Raw genomic sequence first — 2,177 nt, 5'->3', positions numbered from 1 at the left:
TAATCCAAGAGCTTTATATTCAACGTAGTGCCTCTTTGGCTTTTTATTTAGATGTGAATCCATCTTTTGATGGGCATGAAGCTGTTTTATTTTGGACGGAACATTATTTAGAAGAATATCCAGAAGCAACTTTTTCAGATATTCAGTATCAATTTATACGATCGGTTCCCCAATATTGAATCTTTCAGGCACTGTGCTTATTCGGATTAAGCACAGTATTTTTATTCCAAGACTTTGAATATTATTATTTTTTATGAAATCTCCAAAAACTAGAGCCACTAGGCTTTGTTGCACAAAGATTTAAAAGTTAATACCTTCCCAAATTATATAAATTTAAGGCACAACTTGGGTATGAGGTCTGCCTAATTCCGTGAATCCATTTAAAAAGGCTATACTTGCATGGATTTCATTCACCTGAATTTGAAAGGCACTATTCACTACTTTTTTGATAGCGAATTGCAATATCAATATGCTTTTGTCTTCTATACAGCGTGGAATAATCTGGTGCTGTTCAATCTAATCCGCAGAGTTTAATCAGGCTCTGAACAAATCCTGTGACCATGCGTAAAGAGAGTCGAAATAGCGATTTGATCATTAAACAGCACTGAATCGCGGCATGGTAAGTTGACAAAAACAACTAAACATGCGAAAAGGCATTTTTGGTTAAACGATGTTTGCACATGCCACGGATTGTTACAGTCCCACTCAGCTTAGAACAGCGTGAACAACTGATTCTTCTGACCAAGCACGCAGCACATTGGCGTGAAAGACAACGTGCCCAAACTATTCTCTGGCTTTCCGAAGGTAAAACTGTTGCCGAAGTTGCTAGGTTACAAGAGCGTATCCCAGAAAACATAAGGCTACAACGCCGACATTGGGAGCTATATCGGTTTGAATCGATCCAAGAAGTCCATCCTCAGGCCGACCCAATACACTGACCGCAGACTATCAGGTTCAAATCTTAGAGTGGGTCAACACAAGCCCACCTAATGCAGAACAGATCCGAGTCAAACTGCATGAAAAATACGGTGTGTCCGTGTCTATTGCAACGCTTCGCAAGTTTTTGCGAGATTTAGGCATGGTCTTCAAACGCACCCGTCACAGCTTGAAAAAAAAGAGACCCGATCGCATTTGGACAAGCGCAACAGCAGATTGAAGCATTACGTGAGCAAGCGGCACGTGGTGAAATTGTATTGGGCTATGTCGACGAAACAGGATTTTCGGCTACGCCTGACAACCGTTATGCATGGACGAAGATAGGCGATGTTCATGCGGTGGATGCTGTAAGATTAAAGCGAGTCAGAACTGGATAAGCAAAACAAACACTCTAGATCCAAGAAAAGTATGCCGAGTCGTAAAGCTCAGAAAGCCATTATTGAACAAAGAAAGTTAAATCCTGTGCTTGACTCTTGTGGTTAAAAACAGGACATTTTAAATGGTTTATCGCATAGACATTTTTATTGGTGAGAATATAGACACTTTAAATGGGTTTTAACACAAGTCATTACTGGCCAAAGCCAAATTTGGTGTGGTGCTCGTTTCTGGAACAGATGCGTTTAAAACACAAGTCCAGCAAATTGCGGATTCAGCAGGAATCAAAATTGAATTTGAAACTGCTCCTCAGCAAAAAGCCAATGCCTCAATTGAGCAGAGTCCAGCATTAGAAATGAGCGATCTCAAGCAACAGCGCCAACGACAGAATTAAGTTTGGAACCGAGAGATACTCGTATATTAAATAAGGAAGAAAGAGCGAGTAACTTCTATAATAATCAAGCTGTGACATCAAGAGGCAGTTCTAAAGAGTCCACGCCGAAAAATAATCATGATTACAGACCGGGTTTTTAAAAGAATAGCCTAAGAATTATACTTAGGCTAACGCATAACAAGAATCAGGAAAATGTTTAAGAAATTCAATTCTCAGTGGATCAACATTTTGTATTTCAGGATAGTCTTCTAAAAAATGTTCTAACCAAACCAAAACCGCCTGATGATTGTTATAGCAATGGTTTACATCTAGATAACTTGCAATTCCAAAGCCCATTCCCACATTCAACTCTTTAATCAGTTTATAGCCCAACAACTTCGCTTTATGGCTGATCCATAACTCATTCGAAGTGATCATTGTAAAGCTCCTACATCAATTTATAGTGTTGTAGGTTTCTATTCATCCAAGTTAC

2 protein-coding genes and 2 pseudogenes are annotated in these 2,177 nt (G+C 39.3%); 2 read left to right on the top strand and 2 right to left on the bottom strand.

All coding sequences use genetic code 11. From position 1 onward, the window contains the following. Nucleotides 1-433: 433 nt before the first annotated feature. Nucleotides 434-613: pseudogene (locus SE27_RS13745) on the bottom strand (transposase); the annotation flags it as partial. A 67-nt stretch (nucleotides 614-680) separates the two neighbouring features. Here SE27_RS13745 and SE27_RS13030 point away from each other — a divergent pair. Next, nucleotides 681-1,156, top strand: a pseudogene (locus SE27_RS13030) (helix-turn-helix domain-containing protein). A 351-nt stretch (nucleotides 1,157-1,507) separates the two neighbouring features. After that, nucleotides 1,508-1,705 carry an LPD7 domain-containing protein gene (locus tag SE27_RS13945; protein ID WP_227504663.1) on the top strand — a complete coding sequence of 66 codons (198 nt, stop codon included), beginning with the start codon at nucleotides 1,508-1,510 and terminating at the stop codon, nucleotides 1,703-1,705. 162 nt (nucleotides 1,706-1,867) lie between these two features. Here the strand turns inward: SE27_RS13945 and SE27_RS13025 are convergent, their stop codons facing one another. After that, nucleotides 1,868-2,122: a hypothetical protein gene (locus tag SE27_RS13025; RefSeq protein WP_039624305.1), complete on the bottom strand. Its 255-nt coding sequence runs from the start codon at nucleotides 2,120-2,122 to the stop codon at nucleotides 1,868-1,870. Nucleotides 2,123-2,177: the final 55 nt, after the last annotated feature.

Source organism: Acinetobacter harbinensis, assembly GCF_000816495.1.
GTDB lineage: Bacteria > Pseudomonadota > Gammaproteobacteria > Pseudomonadales > Moraxellaceae > Acinetobacter > Acinetobacter harbinensis.
Note: the sequence above shows the minus strand (reverse complement) of the source record. Positions and strands in the feature narration are given on the sequence as shown.